20 protein-coding genes and 1 tRNA gene are annotated in these 21,640 nt (G+C 56.8%); 10 read left to right on the top strand and 11 right to left on the bottom strand.

Features of this window, described 5'->3' with window-relative positions; translation table 11 throughout:
* The 4 genes from ACIQ0G_RS01355 to ACIQ0G_RS01340 all read left to right on the top strand — a co-directional run.
* The coding region (locus ACIQ0G_RS01355; RefSeq protein ID WP_397576354.1) for an ATP-binding protein at window positions 1–1,904 on the top strand (1,904 nt) is incomplete at its 5' end.
* Between the two features lie 117 nt (window positions 1,905–2,021).
* A complete protein-coding gene (locus ACIQ0G_RS01350; protein ID WP_397576353.1) occupies window positions 2,022–3,653 on the top strand; it encodes a family 43 glycosylhydrolase in 1,632 nt (543 codons plus the stop codon).
* Window positions 3,650–5,050, top strand: a complete 1,401-nt coding sequence (gene uxaC, locus ACIQ0G_RS01345; RefSeq protein ID WP_397576352.1) for a glucuronate isomerase — start codon at window positions 3,650–3,652, stop codon at window positions 5,048–5,050. Before ACIQ0G_RS01350 ends, uxaC begins: the two co-directional genes overlap by 4 nt.
* Window positions 5,047–6,414: a mannitol dehydrogenase family protein gene (locus ACIQ0G_RS01340; RefSeq protein WP_397576351.1), complete on the top strand. Its 1,368-nt coding sequence runs from the start codon at window positions 5,047–5,049 to the stop codon at window positions 6,412–6,414. The genes uxaC and ACIQ0G_RS01340 overlap by 4 nt, the downstream gene beginning before the upstream one ends.
* A 31-nt stretch (window positions 6,415–6,445) precedes the next feature.
* Here ACIQ0G_RS01340 and ACIQ0G_RS01335 read toward each other — a convergent pair whose 3' ends face one another.
* On the bottom strand, window positions 6,446–7,021 hold the full coding sequence (locus tag ACIQ0G_RS01335) for a hypothetical protein (protein ID WP_397576350.1): 576 nt from the start codon (window positions 7,019–7,021) through the stop codon (window positions 6,446–6,448).
* Window positions 7,021–7,956, bottom strand: coding sequence for a sterol desaturase family protein (locus ACIQ0G_RS01330; protein WP_397576349.1), 936 nt, complete (start codon window positions 7,954–7,956; stop codon window positions 7,021–7,023). The genes ACIQ0G_RS01335 and ACIQ0G_RS01330 overlap by 1 nt, the downstream gene beginning before the upstream one ends.
* 90 nt (window positions 7,957–8,046) lie before the next feature.
* On the opposite strand from ACIQ0G_RS01330, the gene ACIQ0G_RS01325 reads away from it, so the two are divergent.
* Window positions 8,047–8,949 (top strand): LysR family transcriptional regulator, encoded by a 903-nt coding sequence (locus tag ACIQ0G_RS01325; protein ID WP_397576348.1) that lies wholly within the window; start codon window positions 8,047–8,049, stop codon window positions 8,947–8,949.
* Between the two features lie 24 nt (window positions 8,950–8,973).
* Here the strand turns inward: ACIQ0G_RS01325 and ACIQ0G_RS01320 are convergent, their stop codons facing one another.
* The 4 genes from ACIQ0G_RS01320 to ACIQ0G_RS01305 are packed head-to-tail and all read right to left on the bottom strand — an operon-like array spanning window position 8,974 to window position 11,941.
* Window positions 8,974–10,602, bottom strand: a complete 1,629-nt coding sequence (locus tag ACIQ0G_RS01320) for a sulfatase-like hydrolase/transferase (RefSeq protein WP_397576347.1) — start codon at window positions 10,600–10,602, stop codon at window positions 8,974–8,976.
* Entirely contained in the window at window positions 10,599–11,057 is a 459-nt protein-coding gene (locus ACIQ0G_RS01315) for a hypothetical protein (protein ID WP_397576346.1), read from the bottom strand. The genes ACIQ0G_RS01320 and ACIQ0G_RS01315 overlap by 4 nt, the downstream gene beginning before the upstream one ends.
* Window positions 11,054–11,686: a hypothetical protein gene (locus ACIQ0G_RS01310; protein WP_397576345.1), complete on the bottom strand. Its 633-nt coding sequence runs from the start codon at window positions 11,684–11,686 to the stop codon at window positions 11,054–11,056. The genes ACIQ0G_RS01315 and ACIQ0G_RS01310 overlap by 4 nt, the downstream gene beginning before the upstream one ends.
* A 3-nt stretch (window positions 11,687–11,689) precedes the next feature.
* On the bottom strand, window positions 11,690–11,941 hold the full coding sequence (locus ACIQ0G_RS01305) for a hypothetical protein (RefSeq protein WP_397576344.1): 252 nt from the start codon (window positions 11,939–11,941) through the stop codon (window positions 11,690–11,692).
* Window positions 11,942–12,082: 141 nt separating this feature from the next.
* Between ACIQ0G_RS01305 and ACIQ0G_RS01300 the strand changes: the two genes are divergently transcribed.
* The 4 genes from ACIQ0G_RS01300 to ACIQ0G_RS01285 are packed head-to-tail and all read left to right on the top strand — an operon-like array spanning window position 12,083 to window position 15,466.
* Complete coding sequence (locus tag ACIQ0G_RS01300) at window positions 12,083–12,703, top strand: TetR/AcrR family transcriptional regulator (RefSeq protein ID WP_397576343.1); 621 nt, start codon at window positions 12,083–12,085, stop codon at window positions 12,701–12,703.
* Window positions 12,703–13,617, top strand: a complete 915-nt coding sequence (locus tag ACIQ0G_RS01295) for a formylglycine-generating enzyme family protein (RefSeq protein ID WP_397576342.1) — start codon at window positions 12,703–12,705, stop codon at window positions 13,615–13,617. Before ACIQ0G_RS01300 ends, ACIQ0G_RS01295 begins: the two co-directional genes overlap by 1 nt.
* Before the next feature lie 59 nt (window positions 13,618–13,676).
* Window positions 13,677–14,567 carry a haloalkane dehalogenase gene (locus ACIQ0G_RS01290; protein ID WP_397576341.1) on the top strand — a complete coding sequence of 297 codons (891 nt, stop codon included), beginning with the start codon at window positions 13,677–13,679 and terminating at the stop codon, window positions 14,565–14,567.
* A 2-nt stretch (window positions 14,568–14,569) separates the two neighbouring features.
* Entirely contained in the window at window positions 14,570–15,466 is an 897-nt protein-coding gene (locus tag ACIQ0G_RS01285; protein ID WP_397576340.1) for a haloalkane dehalogenase, read from the top strand.
* 15 nt (window positions 15,467–15,481) lie between these two features.
* Here the strand turns inward: ACIQ0G_RS01285 and ACIQ0G_RS01280 are convergent, their stop codons facing one another.
* The 5 genes from ACIQ0G_RS01280 to ACIQ0G_RS01260 all read right to left on the bottom strand — a co-directional run bounded on the left by ACIQ0G_RS01280 (window position 15,482) and on the right by ACIQ0G_RS01260 (window position 20,285).
* Window positions 15,482–17,275, bottom strand: a complete 1,794-nt coding sequence (locus ACIQ0G_RS01280) for an arylsulfatase (RefSeq protein ID WP_397576339.1) — start codon at window positions 17,273–17,275, stop codon at window positions 15,482–15,484.
* Window positions 17,272–18,267 carry a glutathione S-transferase N-terminal domain-containing protein gene (locus tag ACIQ0G_RS01275; RefSeq protein ID WP_397576338.1) on the bottom strand — a complete coding sequence of 332 codons (996 nt, stop codon included), beginning with the start codon at window positions 18,265–18,267 and terminating at the stop codon, window positions 17,272–17,274. The genes ACIQ0G_RS01280 and ACIQ0G_RS01275 overlap by 4 nt, the downstream gene beginning before the upstream one ends.
* Window positions 18,268–18,413: 146 nt before the next feature.
* Entirely contained in the window at window positions 18,414–19,127 is a 714-nt protein-coding gene (locus ACIQ0G_RS01270; protein WP_397576355.1) for an HAD family hydrolase, read from the bottom strand.
* A 14-nt stretch (window positions 19,128–19,141) separates the two neighbouring features.
* Entirely contained in the window at window positions 19,142–20,062 is a 921-nt protein-coding gene (locus ACIQ0G_RS01265; protein ID WP_397576337.1) for an aminotransferase class IV, read from the bottom strand.
* Window positions 20,063–20,211: 149 nt separating this feature from the next.
* Window positions 20,212–20,285: transfer RNA gene (locus ACIQ0G_RS01260), tRNA-Gln, on the bottom strand.
* A 168-nt stretch (window positions 20,286–20,453) separates the two neighbouring features.
* On the opposite strand from ACIQ0G_RS01260, the gene ACIQ0G_RS01255 reads away from it, so the two are divergent.
* On the top strand, window positions 20,454–21,638 hold the full coding sequence (locus tag ACIQ0G_RS01255; RefSeq protein ID WP_397576336.1) for a Ppx/GppA phosphatase family protein: 1,185 nt from the start codon (window positions 20,454–20,456) through the stop codon (window positions 21,636–21,638).
* Window positions 21,639–21,640: the final 2 nt, after the last annotated feature.

The raw sequence follows: 21,640 nt of genomic DNA, 5'->3' as shown, positions 1-21,640 counted from the left end.
TTGCTGTCTTGGCCCCCAATCAAAGCCTGGCGGCATTTGCATCGGCTGAAGGTGGTTCGGTTATCGGAGCAACGAGGGCCAAAGCGGATTTATCGCCTTTGACGGACAAGCGTGCGCGCTTGGTTGCGTTAAATCTTGGGCCAGCGCGATCGAATGTCGATTTTGCATTGGTCGTTCCACATGTTCGAAACGGCAAAGCGGACTATATTGTCGCAATATTACGACCGGCAACGTTGCATGACCTTGTCGAAATCCCCGGCCAGCATTTCATGGACAATATTTTTGTGATCAGCCCTGCTCAAGGGACGTTCGCCCTGACTCATGTCACCACGAACGTGCGCACCCTTGTCGGTTCCATGCCCCAAAGCCAGCAGGCGACTGCAGTTACGAAACCGGTTCTTATAAGTGACGTCGATTATAGGCGTGCAATCACTTACGATCTGCGTGACTCGCAAATCGTTCGCGTGGGACCCATCGCTGCGCTGCCTGAATGGCAAGTTGCGTCAGTGCTTCCGCTGGCACCGGCGGTGCTTAAGGCGCGCAAGGGACAACTGCTTCAATTTGTTGCGCTCATCGCATTTGTTTTTCTGATTGGGCTGCTTGCATCGCGTATGAGCAAGAAGGCGTCGAAAATATTGCGGCGTGTGTCGCAGTCAGCAGCAGACCTTACGCAGTTTGAGGCGGGGCAACCTGCGTCCGACCAGATATTTATTGAGGAAGTTAGCGAGATTTCGGGAACGATAGCGATTGCAGCGGCTTCGTTCGGACGCGAGCGCGGCGCGTTGGCAAGCTATCAACGCCGGCTGAACAGCATCGCGCAGCATGCTCCGATCATCGTCTATGCCGTTGACGTCGCGAATGGCGAAGGGACGGACATGACCTATGTCAGCCCGTCACTTGAACAAATGCTGGGCTATTCGACGGCCGAAGGTTTGACGGAAAAATGGTGGAGCAGTTCCATTCATCCGGACGACTATGATTACTGCATGGCTGCGTTTAGACATTTGGAGCCGGGAAAAGTGTACGCGGCTGAATATCGCCTCCGGCACAAAAACGGCAGCTATGTCTGGGTATATGACACGCTATCCGTGGAGCCCACGGCGCAGGGGGCAGAGCAAGAAGCCGTTGGCATCATCATGGATATTTCCGAGCGAAAGGCATCCGAGGATCAGCTTTTGCAATCGGACAAGATGGCAAGCCTTGGCCGGATGATTTCGGGTACGGCGCATGAGTTAAACCAGCCGTTGAACTTCATCAAAATGGCAGCATCAAACTTGCGTGAAAACGCGGTTCGGGGGCGCTTGGACGCGGAAAAGTTCATTCCCAAGCTTGAAAATGTTCTGGCGCAGGTCGAACGTGCCTCTGCCATTTTGCTGCAGATGCGGATATTTGGCCGGACGTCGAAGGAAGCACCGTCCGCAATCAATATTCAACATACGGTTGAAGCGGCCATCTTAATGGCCGAACCACAGATGGAGCTCGACGGGACACAACTGATCACTGAAGTGAAAGCATCCGACATCTACGTTCGGGCGTTACCCGTGATGCTGGAGCAGGTTCTTCTGAATCTGTTCATCAATGCTAATGATGCCATTCATAGTCGGCATGATGTCGGCGATAGCGCAGAAGGTGAGATAAAAATCACCATTGATCGCAATGAGCGGTCGGCGGTGATCATAGTGGCGGACAACGGCCCCGGCATCCCCCCAGATGTCTTGCCCAAGATATTCGAACCCTTCTTTACGACTAAGCCGCCCAAGGAAGGGACCGGGCTTGGACTATCGATAAGCTATGGCATCATCCGCGACATGGGCGGCGTTTTGCGCGCCAAATCGAGCCGTAAAGGCGCACGGTTCATTATTGAACTGCCACTGGCCGATGCCACAGCAATCGAGGCCGCTTGAACCCGTCTGAGGGTTGGAACCAGATCTTCATGCGGTGTTCCATTGACAGGCAGAAGTCTTCACAGCAAAGTGTGAATGACACCGGTTACCCTAGTCCAATTTAAAAGGAATGAAGCGATGATCAGCCGCCGCACGAGCCTTTTGCTTTTGGGATCCGCGCCACTGCTGCCTTACGCAGCCCGCGCCCAAGGGTCGGCCGCTACATCCAGCCTTGATCCACATGCAGCGATGCGTTGGGCGAAGGGATTTGAAGGCCAGCGCCGTGCAGATTTGGGCAACGGCAAATTCCTTAACCCGATTTTTGCGGGCGATCATCCTGATCCGTCTTTGGTGTGTGATGGAGAGGATTATTATCTCACTTTTTCCACCTTTGACGCATATCCCGGCATTGTCATTTGGCACAGCCGCGACCTTGTGAACTGGCGACCCGTTACCGCCGCGCTAACAAAGCCAATTGGTTCGGTGTGGGCTCCAGATCTGGTGAAGCATGGCGGCCGTTTCTATTGCTACATTCCGGCGCGAACACCCGAAAAAAAATCGATCTACGTCATCACCGCGGACAAGATCGAGGGGCCGTGGAGCGACCCGGTTGACCTGAATTTGCCTCTGCATATCGACCCCGCGCATGTCGCAGACGATGACGGCACGCGTTGGCTGTTCCTGTCCGGTGGAGACCGTGTTCAGCTATCAGGCGACGGCTTATCGACCGTCGGCAATGTCGAGCATGTCTACGACCCGTGGCGTTATCCCGAAGAATGGGTGGTTGAAACATTCGCGCCCGAAGGCCCGAAGATCATGAAGCGCGGTGACTATTGGTATATGACGACTGCAGTGGGCGGCACCGCTGGCCCGCCCACTGGCCATATGGTCATCATGGCGCGCAGCAAATCGCTTGCTGGCCCTTGGGAGAATTGTCCGCGCAATCCGTTAATCCGGACTTTATCAGCGCGTGAAAAATGGTGGTCGCGCGGCCATGCTACATTGTTCGAAGGCCCGGGTGGCACATATTGGATGATGTATCATGGCTATGAAAATGGCTATTGGACCTTGGGCCGGCAGACGCTGCTTGAGCCCGTAAAATGGGACGCTGATGGCTGGCCGCGTCCATTGGGTGGTGATCTGTCCCGCCCGATCAAAAAGCCGCGGGACATTGGCCCTCAACCACATGGTGCGCCATTGTCGGATGATTTTTCGACGGACAAAATGGGCGTGCAGTGGGCGTTTTATGATCCCGCCAATGAAGAAGCCAATAGGCTGAAACGGGTTGGCGGCACCTTGCATATGGCGGCTAAGGGCAAGACGCCGTCAGATTGCTCGCCCTTATGCGCGTTGGCAGGGGATCAGGCGTATCGCGTCATTGTGGATATTGAGGCCGATCCCGGCGCGGAAGGCGGTATATTGCTGTTCTACAATCGCCGGCTTTATGCAGGATTGGGTTTTGGCAGTAAGGGCCTTGTCATGCATCGCTATGGCCTGCAACGGCCGCGCGGCGCCATTCCTGGTCAACGTGACCCCGGCGGCAGCGCTGTGTCAAAACTGTCGATCCGTTTGACCAATGACCGCAACATCCTGACCATCCACACCAGCGATGATGGCCGCAAGACATGGCGCAAGTTCGACGTCCAAATGGAAGTATCGGGCTATCACCATAATGTCGCTTATGATTTCCTTTCGCTGCGTCCAGCGCTCTATGCCGCCGGACAAGGCGAAGTCCGCTTTCGCAATTTTACCTATGAGGCTTTAACGTGACTACGCCCTTGAAACTTCATCCTGACCGGCTTTTCCCGACGGATTCTGCCGTTCGGGATATCGCCCGCCGGCTATACGCCGAAGTCGCTGGCTTGCCGATCATCAGCCCACATGGCCATACCGATCCCGAATGGTGGGCGACTGATGCGTCTTTTGGCAATGCGACAGAATTGCTTCTGCATCCCGATCATTACGTCCTGCGCATGTTATACTCGCAAGGTGTTCCGCTTGAGGCGTTGGGTATCCGCAATGCCGATGCGGACCCGCGCGAAAGCTGGCGGCTGTTTGCCGAACGCTATCATCTGTTCCGGGGAACGCCCTCGCGTATGTGGCTCGACTGGGTCTTTGCCGAAAGCTTTGGCTTGGACGTTCTGTTGTCGGCCGACACGTCAGATCATTATTATGACGAGATTACCGCAAAGCTCGAAACCAGTGCATTTCGGCCGCGGGCATTGTTCGAACGCTATAATATTGAGGTTATAGCCACAACCGAGAACCCCCTCGACGATTTGCGCCACCATCAAGCGATACGCGACAGCGGCTGGTCCGGCCGTGTTATAACGGCGTACCGCCCTGATCCGGTTATTGACCCTGAATTCGAAGGCTTTGTCGATAATCTGAAAACCCTTTCGGCATTGACGGGTGAGGATTGTTTTAGCTGGAGGGGGTATCTGGCTGCGCACCGCCAGCGCCGCGACTTCTTTGCATCTATGGGCGCGACGTCCACCGATCATGGTCATCCGACCGCGCGTACGGCGGATTTGTCGCCGGCCGAGGCAGAGGCGCTGTTCGCCCGCGTGGTGCGTGGATCATGCTCCGCCGCTGACGCAGAATTGTTCCGCGCGCAGATGTTGACCGAAATGGCGGGCATGAGCGTCGACGACGGCTTGGTGATGCAAATTCATCCCGGTGCGTTCCGCAACCACAACCCATCGCTGTTCCATCAATTCGGACGCGACAAGGGGGCGGATATTCCGACGTCCACTGGCTATGTGCATGAACTGCACCCATTGCTGGCCAAGCATGGTAATAATGCCGAGCTGACAATCATCCTCTTTACGCTGGACGAGACCGCGTATGCGCGCGAACTGGCACCGTTGGCGGGGCATTATCCTGCGCTGAAGCTTGGGCCTGCATGGTGGTTCCATGACAGCCCTGAAGGGATGCGTCGCTTCCGCAACCAGATGACGGAAACCGCCGGTTTCTACAATACTGTCGGCTTTAACGACGACACCCGCGCCTTCTTGTCGATACCAGCGCGCCACGATGTTGCCCGCCGGATCGATTGCGGCTTCCTGGCGCAATTGGTTGCTGAACACCGCATGGAAGAATGGGAAGCCGCCGAGCTTGCGGTGGACCTGAGCTATAATCTGGCAAAAGCAGCGTATAAATTATGAGGCTTTCTGACGCCAATCTCGCGCATTTGCCCGTGGCGGTGACACAGCCAGCATATGACCGCAGCGCACGCGGCATTGGCATTGTGCATTTCGGTATTGGCGCGTTTCATCGCGCGCATCAGGCAGCCTATACCGACGATGCAATGGCCGCAGAAAGCGGTGATTGGCGCATCTTGGGGGTGTCGCTGCGTTCCGCCAATGTGCGCGACCAAATGCGTCCGCAAGATGGCCTCTATGCGCTGGTCGAACAGAGCGCAGACGGCAGCAAAGTCCGCGTCATCGGTTCGGTTGCAGATGTGATCGTCGCTGCGGAGGAACGCGACCGGCTTATCGCGGCCTTGGCCAATCCAGCCACCCATATCGTCAGCTTCACCATCACTGAAAAAGGTTATTGTCGCGCGCCAGACGGCACAATCGACTTTGATGTTGCGGATAAAGGTTCGGTATATGCCTATCTGGCGGAAGCATTCCGGCAGCGGCGTGATGCCGGATCACCCGGCCTGACGCTGATGAGTTGCGATAATCTTGCGGGCAATGGCGCGCAGTTGAAACGACTGATGATCGCATATCTCCATCGTCATGCGGCGGAGCTTGTCAGCTGGTTCGAGGACAAATGTGCGTGCCCATCGACGATGGTCGACCGTATCGTTCCGGCAACCACCGAAGCTGACCGGACAAGCATCGCAGCGCTTACGGGCCTGCGCGACGATGCGATGGTGGTGACAGAACCGTTCAGCCAATGGGTGATCGAAGACAATTTTGCGGGGCCGCGGCCAGCTTGGGAAAAACATGGCGCGTTGATGACATCAAATGTCCATGCGTATGAAGAGGCCAAGCTGCGTCTGCTCAACGGTGCGCATTCCGCGCTTGCCTATTTGGGTTTGAAGCGCGGCCATGAATTTGTGCATCAGGCCATCGCTGATCCTGAATTGGCGGCATTGGCAAACACATTGATGCGCGACGAAGCCGCGACCAGTCTGGAGCCCGCTCCGGGACAGGATCTCAACGCATATGCCGATGCATTGATCGCGCGGTTTCAAAACCCCGCGCTCAACCACCGGCTCATTCAAATTGCGATGGATGGCAGCCAGAAAATCCCCCAGCGCTGGTTGGCAACGCTGGCCAGCCAACAGGCGAAGGGCAAACGATGCCCGTCTATCCTGACCGCCATCAGCGGGTGGCTATGCCATATTCGCGGCGACAACGGCTTTGTTGATGATCCTTTGGCAGAGGTTTTGAAAGCAACATGGGCGCAAGCAGGGGCACGCGGCATATCTGCTGCCTTGTTCAGTGCGGGTGGCATAATGGCGAGCGATTGGACGCCAAGCGACGCGGATCTGATCGAGATTGCGCGTCAATTATAGACCATTGCGGCGCGCATAAACCGAGGCTGGATCAGTGCGCGCGCCGTTCGGTGGTCATCAAACCCTTTGCGAGTGCAGCCAGAGCTACGGCAATGAGCACATGATATATGTGCCACGCCACAGCCTCATCCAACCACGCTGCACGCCGAATGAGCAAAGTATTTGCAAGCATTACGGCGCAACCAATTGGCACAAGCCAAGACCGCCCCGACGGGCCGGGTCGCACGATTGAGGCAAAAAACACGATCACTAACGCCAATAGGAAAACAGGGCCGAGCAAAGGTTGCGCGAACAAAAAAATCGCGGTCGCGGCGCACAGGATGACTGCGATTATCGATATTATGTGTTTATCCGCGGGGCGGAACAGATAGCTGGACAATATGGCCACGGCCCCCGCAAGGCCCAACAATTGAGACGTGCCGGCATGCAATGCGGCGAGCGCATCCTGCAAACCAGCTCCAAAACGCACTGCGCCTATCAAGGCTGCAACGCCAAAGCAGGCCATCGCAAATGCCGGTAAATGTCGGCCATTTCGCCAAAGCGCATTGCCAGCAAAAATCGTGACCAACACAATGGCCGCGTCGGATAAAGCGTAATGGGCGGGCATTATACGCTCGTCACGGATTCTGGCGTATTGCCATTGGGGAGCAAACCAGCCTCCCGTTTAATGTCTTCGGACGTCAATCGTGACCCATCATGACTCCAGCCTGGCGGCGCAAAAATGTAACAAAAGCGCTGCCACAGGCTCAACCCGCGCTGCGATGCGTCTTGCACTATGCCGACATATTCATGGGTTAAGATCGTGAATGGATTAAACGTCTCAAGATTTTTGACCAAGCCATAGTCCACCGGCACGGCGCGGTCTTCCTCGACGAATGTGCCAAACATGCGATCCCAGATGATCAAAGTACCGGCAAAATTGGCATCCAGATATTCTGGATTGCGGCCATGGTGCACCCTGTGGTGGCTTGGCGTATTGAAGATATATTCAAACCACCGTGGCAAACGGTCGATCGTTTCGGTGTGGAGGAAGAATTGGTAGGTTGCGTTAAGGATCCCGCAAAAAACAACCAATACCGGATCAAAGCCGATTAAAATCAGCGGAATTTTGAGCATCATCGTTCCGGTAAAGTGCTTCATCCAACTTTGGCGCAGCGCAATGGGCATGTTGAAATTGGTGGATGAATGATGGACCACATGCATGGCCCAACCCCAACGGACGCGGTGGCATATGCGGTGGTGCACGTAAAATCGCAGATCATCGAGCACGAAGCACAGCAGGAACGATCCCCAGGTGATCGGTATTTCACCAAGCGCAAAGGGCGCCGCTGCAAATAAAGCAGCGGTGGTGATGAACGCAAAGATGGCATTTACCGGGTCACTTGCGAGCCCCAGAAATATGGACAGCAACGAGTCTTTTGCCGGGACGTTGCCCTTACGTTTGAGGAAGCGAATGGCACCCAGCTCAAACAAAATGCCCAGCCCAAAAGCGGCAAGCGATATGATGACCCAATTTTGGTTGATGAGCTGCGTTACTGTCACAAAATTCTCTCCCGCGGTTAATGCAAGGAATAGTTTGGTTAACGATTTAAAAAATTGAATAATAAATGCACATTATGTAATTATTGGAACATGAACATTAATCTGAACAGACTGTCCCGGTTCGTGGCGGTTTATCGCCACAAGAGTTTCAGCCGCGCCGCCAGCGAGCTTGGCATGACGCATTCGGCATTGACCAAATCCGTGCAGCTGCTTGAACAAGAACTTGGCGCAGAATTGTTCAACAGGACCACGCGCAGCGTTGTCCCCACCGATGCCGGCAACCGCCTTGCGCAACGCGCAGAGGAACTTTTGGCGCTAGCGGACCAAATCGGCGATGAGGTCTTAACAGGTAGCCGACATCTGCGGCTGATTGCGGGCCCTGCGGTGATCGAAGCATCATTGGCGCCTGCACTTGCTGCATTTTACAAGTCGCATCCGAACATCCGCGTGACGGCAGAAACGCTTCCGTTAGACATCGCCGCAGCACGGTTGCGCCAGCGGGAAGCGGACTTGCTGCTTTTCCATTCAACGACCGTCAGCGCCATTCCCGAAAAGCGGTTGTTTCAGATAAGGCGGATAATCGACGAGGCCTATGTCGCGGTTATGCGTCAGGATCATCCCGCATTGAATCGCGACTTTAGCATTGATGAGATGCTGCGATATAAATGGGCCATTCCCGGCTATGGGAAAATCTACCGCTCTGCCATTCCAACGGACATAGAAGAAAAATATCGCAACGCCGGTTTTCCGCATTACCGCGTTCTCAGTCTCGTCTCGTGCTTGGCGTTGGTCGCCGAAAGCGACATGATTACATTATTGCCAGCCTCGTTCGCCCATAGGGACGCGCGTGCGCTCGGCCTGACGGTCGTGCCGATGCACCCAAGCTATGCGGCACGCTATGACGTAAGCGCAATCACGCTCAAAAATGGCGGGGCTGACCCTGTGTTGGATGCATTGAAAAACGCCTTTGCGGTGCAGACTGGCATAGGCTGAATTTCCGCAAACATCACTGCGCGATCAGTTGGCCCAATAGACATATTCCTGATCTTTTTTCCATGCCGCATTCAACGGAACATCAATCCGGATCGCGCCTTCAAGCAGGCCGGGCCAAAGAGGCTTGGGCAAACCGGCGTTTTGCGCTTCAATCAACTTGCGCAGTTCCGCCACGCGCGCCGGATCCTTGGCCGCCAAATTGACCTGCTCGGTGGGATCGGTGGCGAGGTTGAACAGCCACACTTTGTTGGGACGTTCGGAAACCTGCAATTTCCAGTCGCCTGCGCGCACCACGCGGTAATGCCCCGAACGCCAGAAGGTCACTTCGCGTTTCGGTCCAGTGCCAAACAGGTTGAAGCTGTCCATTTTGCGATCGCTGGGCACGCGCGCACCGGTTGCCGCTGCAATGGTTGCGAACATATCAAGATGCTGCGCGACATCGTTGCGAACCGTGCCCGGCGCAATCTTACCCGGCCAGCGCATCATCATCGGCACATGAATGCCGCCTTCAAAGAAGGTGCCTTTATACCCGCGATAGGGCGTGTTGTGATCCTTGATACCGGTATACCAAGCCCCGCCATTGTCGCTGGTAAAGATAACAAGCGTATTGTTGTCGAGCCCGGTGTCCTTCAACTTTTGCAGCACGTCGCCAATCCGCCGGTCAAGCTGACGCATCATCGCGCCATAGACGCGCTGGGTATGGTCCTTAATTTGTGGCAGCGCGTCATAGTCCGATTTCAGCGCCTGCAGCGGCGTATGCGGCGCATTATAGGCGAGATACATGAAGAAGGGACGGTTCTTGTTCGCGTCAATTGCGGCCAGTGCATTGTCGGTGAAGTAGTCGGTCAGGTGGCCTTTGGGACGGAAACGCGCACTGTCCCCCCAATAGACCGCATATGGCAGGTTCGCCCATAAGAAGCGGTCGATCGGGTCCCATGGCAGCTTTGCATTGACGACCTGCGGGTCATCTTCGGCCATAAACAAATCGCCGCCCGCCCGCATGCCAAGGCTTTCGTCAAAGCCTTGCGACGTTGGCCGCAATGGTTTGGCTTCACCCAGATGCCATTTGCCGATGTGGATATTGTGATACCCCTGCGCTTTCAGTATTTCGGGCAACATGATTTCCGCATTGGGCACACCCATGTCGGCATAGGCCGGCAGGTCGCGGTTCAGCTCTTCATGATAGATGGTCGGATAGGGTGAGTTCCCTCCATTATGCGCGAGATTTGAGGCAAATGCCGCTGGAATTGAGGTAAATTCAAAACCGAACCGTGTCGGATAACGCCCCGTCATCAACGCTGCGCGCGAAGGCGAACAGGTGGCATTGGCGGCATAGCCATTGGCAAAGCTGACACCCTGTTTGGCTATGGAATCGATATTGGGGGTCGGCACCGCGCCACCAGCAACCCCGCCACCGTATAGCGAAATGTCATTCACGCCCAAATCGTCTGCCACAATCAGGATGACGTTGGGCGGACGTTGGCCGGAGGGAGCGACCGCAGGACCCTGCGCCCATGCAATGGGACGGTTTTCGCCAATCGGTTCGCGCCATTCGCTGATGATGCCGGGAATGTAGATTTTATATTGCTGAAAACCCAAATAGCCCGCGCCGATCAACAGCGCCAATGCCCCGATCCATGTCCATTTTTTCATTTTGGGCTCTCCGGTTGGATTTTGCTTGATCGCCGCACGGATAGCCACAGAAACAATAGGATTATCGGTAGCGAAATCAGGCTGGCATAATGTTCGGGCGGGTGATGGCCGCTGACGGGCACATGCTTTATCCAGCCCGACCAGCTCAGCAACAGGCGCTCGATCAGAGATACCAAAAGCAACAGCGGCACGAGCGCGCGATAGCGCAGTGCGACCAAGAGGGTGACGATGCCGTGCGCAATCTGCGTCGCGCCCGCCCAGGCAAACATGCCGAAAATCATCGTTGGATTGTGGCTGAGGTCAAGCCCTGCAATCACGCCCGCACCGCCATCAGGCAGGAAGCTGTGGATCATCCCCGGCACGATCCAGCCAATGCCATATAATGCCAAAAACCACGCAGAGTAACGTGATCCACGATAGTGGATATTTGTACTGGGTGGCAGGAAAGCGTTCATCCGGCGACCGTTAGAACGGCCAGATGCGCAAGAGCCGCCGCAAGCGCCAAGATGAGCGCAACCGTGACGCGCGGGCTGACGTAGAACGACACGACCCGCTGTGTCGGGAATGAAAATGTCGCAAGCGTACCGAGCAGCTTATCGGGATGGCCCTCCATAAACGCGGGGTCCCTAACCAGCTTTATCATGTCGCGGCGGCTGCGGTAACGCATGAGGCCAAAGACGGTCCAATCGGGATCCGCCTCAGTATTCCAAGCATCAATATATCCGCCAACCTTGCGTCCGACCATGCCGGGATGGCCGCCATTGCGGAACAGAGCCGGCATGAAGCGTTGCGAATAGCGCTTCAGCAGATCGAAACCTTGAACCATTTGGCCGGTTTTGGGGTCCTCAACCTGCTCCATCTGCGCTTTCACCAGATTGAGCATGACAAACTCGCGGCCGTCATCGGCTTCAAGGAACGCCCGCATAACCTGCTGGCTATTTCCAGTGCCCTCGAAACGCCCCGCCATTTGCGCGAGGAACGCATCAATTTCGGCAGGTTTCAGTGGGCCTGACCAATTGTCATACCAGAGCCGAAACAGCCCATAGGCGAGCACCGCGGTTCCCCAGATTATCCATGCTGTCATGGCCTAATTGCCCTTCTTTTTGGCGCGCTCGGCATCGCGCCGCGCTTTTGCTGCCTCTTGGCAGGCGGGTGACGTCTTTTTGATATTTTTGATAAGGCAGGCGCGGACATTTTCGCGGCTAAAAGTCGCCAATTCTGCGGAGCAGTATTTACGAATATCGGGCATGCACGCTTGGCGCACATTGTCTTGCGCCGACAGCGGTGCAGCGGACAGCAGCAGGGCTGACGCGGCCAAAATGAAGACTGCTTTTGACATCCTTGTCTTTTCCTTCACCCAATTGTCTTTTGCGTCCCGCAACGAAGCGGCGGAATATTATTGGCATTAATTGTGCCAAAATATATTTGCAATCGCTTTTGTCGCTTGCACCAGCGGCCGTTTGCCGCAAAACATGCCCCCATGACCAACGCATCGCACAAAATGACATCACGCGCAGAAGCGCCGCTGGCCGATGGCCGGCGGGAACGCAGCCGGTCTAGCCGATCGAAGATAGTCGCGGCGATGGTGGATCTGGTCGGTAAGGGCGATGTTGCACCCAGCGCCGCGCGTGTTGCGGAGGTTGCGGGTGTTGGGCTGCGCTCGGTTTTCCGACATTTTGACGATATGGACGAGCTGTACCGTGAGATGGGGGAGGTGATTGCGGCGCAGGTGATGCCCATCATCCTCGAACCACCAAGCGGCGCTAGCTGGAAGGAAAAGCTGTTCGACATCGCTGACCGGCGGGCAGTGGTTTTCGAAACCATCCTGCCTTATCGGATTTCGGCCAATCTTAAACGCTTCCAATCGCCCTATTTGATGCAGGACTATCGCCGGATGCTGCGGCTCGAATCCGACAGTACCGAGGCGCATTTGCCGGTGTCGGTAAAGGCTGATGTGGTCGGTACCCGCAGCCTCAATGTGATATTGAGTTTCCAGACATGGCGATTGTTAAGGCATGATCAGGAACTGCCGTTTGAGGATGCCAAGGCCGTTGTGCGTCGTTTGCTGAGCGATGCCATGTCCGGCATGCCGGAGGATTGATGCAACGCTTTGGTATCGCTTTTGGTCTCGTGCTGCTGCTGTCTGGCTGCGGCGATGCAGATGCGCCGCCCGAAACAATGTGCACTGGTTTGCCAGACAATGAAATGGTCTGGGTCCCGGGCGGTAGCTTTGTGATGGGGGACGGTGCGCATTATGCAGAGGAAGGTCCGCCGCAGACTGTGGCTGTTGAGGGGTTTTGGATCGACACACATGAAGTGACCAACGCCCAATTCGCGGCGTTTGTAAAAGCGACCGGTTACAAGACCATATCGGAGCGCGATCCGCCCAAGCTGTCCGGTGCGCCGCCAGAAATGTTGGTCCCGGGTTCTGCTGTGTTCAATATCCCCTCGGATGACGACCCGCGTTGGTGGCGCTGGGTAGTGGGGGCGCACTGGCGAAATCCCTCCGGCCCGAAAGAGACCATCGTTGGTCGCGACAATGAACCCGTTGTCCAGATTGCCTATCAGGATGCAGAGGCCTATGCGCAATGGGCTGGCAAGGAATTGCCGAGCGAGGCGCAGTGGGAATATGCTGCGCGCGGCGGTGCGGTGGCGTTGCCGGAGCCGGTTGATGCAAAGGGCGAGCCGCAAGCGAACTATTATCAAGGCGTCTTCCCGGTCAAAAACCTGAATACCGACGGCTATATCGGCCGGGCGCCGGTGGGTTGTTTCAAACCGAACGGATACGGTGTGTATGATATGATCGGCAATGTCTGGGAATGGACACGCAGCAGCGGATCGCGCGCCGATGCCAGTGAACCCGTTAATATCATAAAAGGCGGATCCTATCTCTGCGCCGCCAATTATTGCGCGCGCTATCGCCCTGCGGCGCGTCAGTTTCAGGAACGCGGGCTGGGCACCGACCATATCGGGTTCCGGCTTGTCGACACGAAGAAGGCTGGGCCAGCGTCTTGACCCGCCATTGATAATATGACACTTTAAGTGCCAATATCACCAATTTTAGGGATGAAGTCATGAAAGTCCTACGCACACCCGACAGCGCCTTTGCCGCAATCGACGATTTTCCTTTTGCGCCAAATTATGTGGAGATTGCCGATCCCTCGGACGGCACGCCATTGCGTGTGCATTATGTCGACGAAGGCCCCCGCGATGCGCCGGTGGTGCTGATGATGCATGGCGAACCAAGCTGGAGCTATTTGTACCGTCACATGATTGGCCCTGTCGTCGCGGCGGGTTTTCGCGTTGTCGCGCCTGACCTGATCGGTTTGGGTAAATCGGACAAGCCCACGAAAAAAACCGACTATAGCTATGCACGCCATGTTGGCTGGATGCGCCAGTGGATTGAGGCGGTTGGCTTGAGCAACATGACGCTCGTCTGTCAGGATTGGGGATCGCTGATCGGTCTGCGCCTTGTCGCAGAAATGCCCGATCGCTTTGCCAGTGTCGTGCTGTCCAATGGCGGATTGCCCGAAGGCGGCCCGCCACCGCGCGCTTTTGCTATCTGGCGCGCCTTTTCCAAGTGGAGCCCGTTCTTCCCGATTGGCAGAATCGTCAACGCCGGGGCAAAGCGTGCACTCAGCGCGGCGGAGATCGCCGCGTATGACGCGCCGTTCCCCGACAGCCGCTACAAGGCCGGTGCGCGGATATTCCCGAGCTTCGTTCCGTTCGAGAACAATGTCGCGATCCCCGACCAGAAACGTGCGTGGGAAGTGTTTGAGAAATGGGACAAGCCATTCCTGTGCTGCTTCAGCGACGGCGATCCCGTCACGCGCGGGGGCGAGAGCCGTTTCATCGGCCGTGTTCCTGGTACAGCGGGTCAGCCGCATTGCACGTTGAAGGGCGGTCACTTCATTCAGGAAAATGATCCGCAAGGCTTCGTCGACTGCATCCTAAAAGTGCGATAGTCATGCAGGTCCTGCGCACGCCCGAGGCGGCTTTCGCTGACCTTCCGGACTATCCCTTCGCGGCACATTATGTTGAGGTTGAAACGCAGGGCACGCCAGCCTTGCGGTTGCATTATGTCGATGAAGGCCCCCGCGACGCTGCGCCGATCCTGCTGCTGCATGGAGAGCCGACCTGGTCCTATCTCTACCGCAAATTTATACCCCCGCTCGCTGCTGCCGGGCACCGCGTGCTGGCACCTGATTTGATTGGCTTTGGCAAGTCTGACAAGCCGTCCAGTCGTGACGATTATAGCTATGAACGCCATGTCGCGTGGATGAGCGACTGGCTGACGCAGCTTGATCTCAACATCATCACGCTGTTCTGTCAGGATTGGGGCGGGTTGATCGGGCTGCGGTTGGTTGCGGCTTTCCCGGATCGTTTTGCGCGGTTGGTGATTTCAAACACCTATCTGCCCGTTGGCGAGAATATCGGTCCCGGTTTCGATGGCTGGCGCGCATTCAGCCAGGCCACGCCTGAATTCAAGAGCGGCCGGATCGTTGATGGCGGCTGTAACCGCGCACTGACGAGTGCCGAGATCGCCGCTTATGATGCGCCGTTCCCAGATGAGGGTTTCAAGGCCGGCGCGCGCCAGTTTCCGGTGCTCGTGCCTGTGACCCCTGACCATCTGTCGGTTGCGGAAAATTCTGCCGCTTGGGCACAGCTTGAACGCTTCGACAAACCGGTGCTCACCTGCTTTGGCAATCAGGACAAGGTGCTCGGTCATCTCGATACGGAAATTCAGCGCCGTATTCCGGGTGCAAAGGGGCAACCGCATTGCCGGATCGACGCCAGCCATTTCTGTCAGGAAGACCAGCCGGAACAGCTGGTCGCGTTGATCCGCAATTTCATCGCGGCCTAGGCGGAGGTCCGGCGGTTAAGCTGCCCTTCGCCGCCGTCTGCGCCACCAGATCATAGCCGCTGTTGCGAACAATAATAGCCCGCCCACCGGCCACAACTCGATAAGCCGAGGTATCAGCAAGGTGCGCACGGCGTTTGTGAAAATCTGTTTGGGCGCGGTGTAACCGTCCGGCATGGGCAGCACATTGTTTGCTTTGGCAAAGGCGGCGTAATCGGATTGCATATCCGCAAAACGTTGCGGGTCGGAACCGGACAGGTCGTTGGTCTCGCCGGGGTCGGTGGTAATGTTGTACAGCCGCCAGCGGCCATCGCCATAAGGCGGCAGGTTTTTGACGAGCTTGTAATCGCCTTTGAACAACACCGCATTGCCCGACAATTCATAGCCCAATGGCTTGTCCGCCGAATGGACGGACGATGCAGCCCCTGTGAGCATCGGTGTCAGGTCCATCCCAATCATGGGTTCGACGCGGCGTCCCGAAAAACGGCCTTGCTGCGGCGCGACGCCTGCCAGCTTTAGCAAAGTCAGCGGCATATCGGTGACATGCGCAAAACCCGATATAATGGTGCCACCCTTAATCGCCCGGTTGCCCGGCCAAGCGATGATCATGGGAACACGCAGGCCACCTTCGTTCGCAGTAAACTTATATCCACGCAGCGGCGATGCCGATGCACTGGCAAATCCCGCACCTTGCGCGGTCAGCGAACCCGGGCGTCCCTGTTGGGCGATGCTTTGATCATAGAGTAGATTGGCGTTCCAGCGCGTAAATGCGCCCATGCTCATGGGATCAGTCGCTTCTGCGCCATTGTCCGACAGAAACACGAAGATGGTGTTTTCATATTCACCGATAGCCTTCAGATGGGTGATCAACCGGCCGATTTCACGGTCCATCGCCGTGCCCATGGCAGCATAGGCGGCCATTGCGCCCGCACGTTGCCGCTTTTGCTCTGCCGACAATTTCGACCAGTCACCACTGGTGCCCATGGTCACCATCGCAACGTCCGCGGGCATCACGCCTTTGGCAATCGTTGCGGCGCGACGCTCTTTGCGTAGCGCGGTCCAGCCCGCATTATAGCGCCCGGCATAAGCCGCAATGTCCGCATCGCGTGCCTGCACCGGAATATGGTTTGCGATGAAATTGACGGATGCCAGAAACGGTTTTCCGCTCGCTCGGCCGCGATCAATATAGCCGATCATCTTGTCGACAATCAGCGTTGAGGCGTAAAAGCGCTTCGGCAGCTTGGCCGGCTTTCCATCGTCACTCCACTCGGTCTTGTCATAAATCAGCAGATTGGGCTTATCTTCAAAATTGTCGGCGCCCGATTGCGCAAGCGCGAGCGCGTGGTCATAGCCGCGTGCCGTCGGCAAGGTATCGGTTGTGTGGCCCAGATGCCATTTCCCGGTCAAATAAGTGCGGTAACCACCCGCACGCAGCTGGTCCGCAATGGTAACGACGCGATTGTTCAGATGCGCCTCATAACCCGGTTTGCCGAGATGCTCCGGCGGAATTGTCTCCGGCATATTGCCCAGACCCGCGCGGTGATTGATCACGCCGGTTTGCAGCATCGCGCGCGTTGGCGAGCACGACCCTGCCACATGGAAGTTCGAAAAACGCACACCCTTGGCGGCAAGCGCGTCGATATTGGGCGTCGCAATCTCCCCGCCGAAGGCCCCGACATCGCTAAAGCCCCAATCATCGGCCAATAGGATGACGATATTGGGGGCTTTTGCGGGCGCGGACTGTGCGCCAAGCGTGGCTGGGCTGAGCAACGCCAGCGCCGTCAATAGGGTTGCGGGTCCTTTCAGCTTCATTGGTTCAGCAAAGCCTCAAGACAGCCCGTCTGCGCGAGCAGCGGGTCAATCCGTCCCCGCGCATTAGCATCCAACGCGGCATAGCGCGCGCGCAAATCAGCGAGGCACTTCACCTGATATTTGAAAACACCTTGCGTGTAGGGCAGGCCCATCGCGGTGATGTGGAAGCTATCTTCGCCAGCCTCAATCGCCGCTGCGTTGGCGAGCAGGAAGGGCATGTAGATTTCGCCCACCTGTTGCAACCAAGCGGTGATAATAGGCGCAAAGGGCGCATCTGCCTTATCCCATTCGCCCGTTATTCCCGACATATCATCAATATGCAGCAGCCAGCGGAAGCTGTAGGGAAAATCTTTGCGCATCATCGCCTGCGCCGTGGGGTCAACGCCCAGCTGTGACAATTGGCCGTACATCCCGAACTCCGCCATGCTGGGCCGCGAACCGAACAAGCAATGTTGGTCCACCACATGCGCCTCCAGCGCACCCAAAATCGCGCGGGTTGACGCCTCGATCAGCGGGAAGTTTTCAGCCGCGCAGCCGACAATCGCCATGCGGCCGACCTGGCGCGCGCGGAACTGTTCGGCATAGCCCTGACTGGTCGCAAGGCCGCCGCCCTTCATGGCATCAAACGCGAGCCAGCGGCTCATCTGGATCTGGTCAACTTCCTCCAGCCAGCGATAACCAAACATCGCCTTTGTCACCCACTCATCGGCGAAATCCTCAATCAAATGCGCGATAAAGGCGTGTGCCGGATCGGCCGGGATGACCGAGCGTTCGGAATGCCGCGCCTCCAGATCATAGATCAGCGGCGTCGAGTCATTGTGAAATGTCCCATCGGGATATTCCATCACGGGGATGACGGGGGCCTTCACCTTGCTCAACGCATCGCGCGAATCTGCACCATGCACCCACAAATGCGGGATGCGGCGATAGCGCATAAGCGCGCGCATCTTCATCGAATAAGGCGATCCGAGTGCGCCGTTGATGATATACATGGCCGTAGTTCCTTCCGTCATCGTCCGGCATTATGTGTAATGCGCTATATTGACATTATCAATGTCAATATATGGGCGGGGCCGCCGACTGCATGTGGGTGAATGATCCGATGGTTCCGCCGCTGCATGACGCGCGCGGCCAAAAATCAAGGTGCAACAATGCGATGTTTGGCAAGATGTTCATAGTCGGCCATGCAGGCATCCGCGACGGCGCGCGCTTCATCATCGAGGTTGAGCGGGCGTATATCTGGCTTTTGGAAGCCCGTGCTGGCCGCGACCGCGTCATACCAATGGCTTGCCCAAATGCCGTCTTCTGGGTGGATACCAGCGGGCCATGACAACATGGCTGGATCCCATGCGATGTTGAGTGCATCGCAGAGCAAAGCCAACGTCTTCGCGGGATTTTTAAGAATGTCCGCGCTATCGACGACGGGTGGGGCATGGCCTGTCCGATCGGCGATACGATCAAAGAACGCACGCTGGGTTGCGTAACCAAGGTCTTCGACGTTCACGCTCTCTCGCTTAACGCGGTAGCTAGCGACCATATAGGCAGGTTCGCGAACCAGAAAGGCGTGGCGGCAGTTGGTCAAATCATCGGGTTGAATTGGGCCGACCATATGGTGGGTCATCTGCTTTTGATACCACAGGGGCGCACCTCCCGGTGCCGGACCGGAAAGCTGGGCGGCTACGCTGGACCAGTCGCAATCCATATCGGCGATGACGTCTGCTGCCATGGGGTGCGGCTCCCCGCTATGTGCAAGGAAACAGCCGTAAAAGGGTTCGTCACTGACGACGCAATCCGCGCGCGACGAAAAGCTGCGCATCATAGCCGTCGAGATGTTTCGTGGTCCCGACCACATGCATATCCGCTGCGTCAAGGTCGGCTCTGACCTGCGACGTCGCGTTCGATGAAGGCGCGGTAGAGATTTTGCAGACGTTCGACGACTGGCCCCTTTCCATCGGTCAAGACACGGCCATCGATGGTGTGTGCAGGAACAACCCCGGCAAAGGTTCCGGTGACAAAAGCTTCATCGGCACCATAGACATCGGTCATGGAGAAGTTGCGTTCGAACACAGGAATATCATTCTCCCGGCAGATGCGGATGACGTTGGCGCGCGTGATGCCCGCGAGGCAATAATCACCGGTGGAGGTCCACACTTCCCCCTTGCGGACGATGAAGAAATGGGTCGAATTGCATGTGGCGACAAAGCCGTGCGGGTCGAGCATCAAGGCTTCATCTGCGCCCGCTTGCGCCGCCTGAATGCAAGCAGTGATGCAATTAAGTTTGCTATGCGAATTGAGCTTGGGATCCTGCACCGCCGGATCACCGCGACGGACGTGAACGGTAAACAGCGACAGGCCGCGATCAACCGTTGCAGGAAGCGGGTCTTTATATTCGGCAATTATGACAATGGTTGCGGGTGAGACGACCACACGTGGATCTTGGTACGGCGTTGAACGGATACCACGCGTGACCATCAGCCGGATATGGCATTTGTCCATCTGGTTCGCGTCTATGGTGGCATAGAGGCGTTCCTTCATTTCCGCGGGGGAAATGCCGATGTCCATGGCAATTGCCTTTGCGCCTTCCCACAAACGGTCAAGATGCTGGTCCAAAAAGGCCATACGTCCGGCGTGAACGCGGATTCCCTCCCAAACCCCGTCACCCAGCATGAAACCGCTGTCAAAGACAGAGACCATTGCCTGCGCACGGGGCGTGAGCTGACCATTAACGTTGATGAGGATCGCGTCATTGCGCGAATCAGAGACGAAATCATGCGTTCCAAGTGCCATGTTGTTGACCGTAACGTTGGCCGGGCACGCGCGTCAAATAGGAACGCGCAACGTCCATCTCGTAAAGCTTCGCAGAGAACCGCAGCTTCATCGCGTGTCTGACATTTGGTGGAAACGAAACCAAGCGACATCTTGATGACGCGTGCGGTTGGTTCCCCGGTAAGGATTCGAACCTCAATAGACGGAGTCAGAGTCCGTAGTCTTACCGTTAGACGACCGGGGAACAGAAGGCGGGCCTATATGCTGGAGCCCGTGCACGGTCAAGCCGCTGAATTTGGCCGGTTGCGCCGATATTCAAAAATGTTGAATTTTTAACGTGCAGCGCCTATCAAGGTGTCAGGTACCGGCAGCACATCTGCCCGGATAGAAAATAAGAAGTGAGTGTACGGCTATGGGCGAGAATGTCGCGCCATCGCCGCAACAGGGACGCGGGCGTAAACGTAAAAAGCCGCCGCGTCGCAAGAATGCGGCACCCAAGGCTGCAAGACTGCAGCAAGCTTCGGCTGAGGGCGCAGCGCGTGCACACATATCCAGCCCGTCTCCAAAACCTGCCAAGGACTTTGCTCCTGCCGATAACGCGGCTTTGCGGCGTAACTGGCTTGATCGGACAGCATATGCCGCGCTCGACCTTGGAACGAACAACTGCCGATTGCTGATCGCGCGGGCTGGCGGAGAGGATTTCACCGTCGTCGATGCATTTTCGCGGGTTGTAAGGCTAGGCGAGGGGCTGACCGCGACAGGCCGGATGAGCGATGAGGCCATGGACCGCGCGGTTGAGGCACTTTCGGTATGCGCCGAGAAGTTGAGAAAGCGTAATGTCGTTCTGGCAAGGTCCGTCGCCACTGAGGCATGCCGTCAGGCCGTCAACGGCGCGCAATTTATCGAGCGCGTGAAGCGCGAGACCGGTATTCATCTCGACATCATCAGCCCACAGGAAGAGGCGCGCCTGGCCGTCATGGGATGCCATGCCTTGCTTGAGCAGGGGGCTGGCCCAGCGCTGATATTCGACATTGGCGGCGGATCAACCGAGCTTGTGCTGGTGTCTACAAGTGGTGTTGTCCCCGAAATATTAGACTGGGTGAGCGTTCCATGGGGCGTGGTTTCGTTGACCGAAAGCGAACGGGCGGAGGCCGAGACGCCCGAGCAGTTGAACGCCATTTACACAGCGATGCGTGCAAAGGTGATGGCAAGCTTTGCCGAGTTCGCTGCACGCTTGCCGGAGGATGGCGGGGACCGCAGGCTTTTGGGGACTTCGGGAACAGTCACGACGCTTGCCAGCGTCTATCTGAAACTGAACAGCTATGACCGCCGCGCTGTGGATGGGCTGTATTTGCCGACCGCCGCGATGCGCGAGATTAGCCGCGAGCTTGCGCGGCGCGATATAGACGGCCGGGCTGAATTCCCGACCATCGGGCATGAGCGCGCGGACTTGGTCGTTGCCGGCTGCGCCATCCTTGAGGCTATTTTTGATATATGGCCCGGTGAGCGGCTGGGCGTTGCGGATCGCGGAATTCGCGAAGGCATTTTGCGTGCGCTGATGGCGAGCGACGCCAAGCGCAGAAATCGACGGAACTGAAA

The organism is Sphingorhabdus sp. (assembly GCF_044354325.1).
Classification (GTDB): Bacteria; Pseudomonadota; Alphaproteobacteria; order Sphingomonadales; family Sphingomonadaceae; genus Sphingorhabdus_B.
Note: the sequence above shows the minus strand (reverse complement) of the source record. Positions and strands in the feature narration are given on the sequence as shown.

Coding starts and splice junctions, on each gene's coding strand:
- ACIQ0G_RS01350 (WP_397576353.1), top strand. CDS start 2,022: ATGATCAGCCGCCGCACGAGCCTTTTGCTTTTGGGATCCGCGCCACTG.
- ACIQ0G_RS01340 (WP_397576351.1), top strand. CDS start 5,047: ATGAGGCTTTCTGACGCCAATCTCGCGCATTTGCCCGTGGCGGTGACA.
- ACIQ0G_RS01335 (WP_397576350.1), bottom strand. CDS start 7,021: ATGCCCGCCCATTACGCTTTATCCGACGCGGCCATTGTGTTGGTCACG.
- ACIQ0G_RS01325 (WP_397576348.1), top strand. CDS start 8,047: ATGAACATTAATCTGAACAGACTGTCCCGGTTCGTGGCGGTTTATCGC.
- ACIQ0G_RS01320 (WP_397576347.1), bottom strand. CDS start 10,602: ATGAAAAAATGGACATGGATCGGGGCATTGGCGCTGTTGATCGGCGCG.
- ACIQ0G_RS01315 (WP_397576346.1), bottom strand. CDS start 11,057: ATGAACGCTTTCCTGCCACCCAGTACAAATATCCACTATCGTGGATCA.
- ACIQ0G_RS01310 (WP_397576345.1), bottom strand. CDS start 11,686: ATGACAGCATGGATAATCTGGGGAACCGCGGTGCTCGCCTATGGGCTG.
- ACIQ0G_RS01305 (WP_397576344.1), bottom strand. CDS start 11,941: ATGTCAAAAGCAGTCTTCATTTTGGCCGCGTCAGCCCTGCTGCTGTCC.
- ACIQ0G_RS01300 (WP_397576343.1), top strand. CDS start 12,083: ATGACCAACGCATCGCACAAAATGACATCACGCGCAGAAGCGCCGCTG.
- ACIQ0G_RS01295 (WP_397576342.1), top strand. CDS start 12,703: ATGCAACGCTTTGGTATCGCTTTTGGTCTCGTGCTGCTGCTGTCTGGC.
- ACIQ0G_RS01290 (WP_397576341.1), top strand. CDS start 13,677: ATGAAAGTCCTACGCACACCCGACAGCGCCTTTGCCGCAATCGACGAT.
- ACIQ0G_RS01285 (WP_397576340.1), top strand. CDS start 14,570: ATGCAGGTCCTGCGCACGCCCGAGGCGGCTTTCGCTGACCTTCCGGAC.
- ACIQ0G_RS01280 (WP_397576339.1), bottom strand. CDS start 17,275: ATGAAGCTGAAAGGACCCGCAACCCTATTGACGGCGCTGGCGTTGCTC.
- ACIQ0G_RS01275 (WP_397576338.1), bottom strand. CDS start 18,267: ATGTATATCATCAACGGCGCACTCGGATCGCCTTATTCGATGAAGATG.
- ACIQ0G_RS01270 (WP_397576355.1), bottom strand. CDS start 19,127: ATGTGGTCGGGACCACGAAACATCTCGACGGCTATGATGCGCAGCTTT.
- ACIQ0G_RS01265 (WP_397576337.1), bottom strand. CDS start 20,062: ATGGCACTTGGAACGCATGATTTCGTCTCTGATTCGCGCAATGACGCG.
- ACIQ0G_RS01255 (WP_397576336.1), top strand. CDS start 20,454: ATGGGCGAGAATGTCGCGCCATCGCCGCAACAGGGACGCGGGCGTAAA.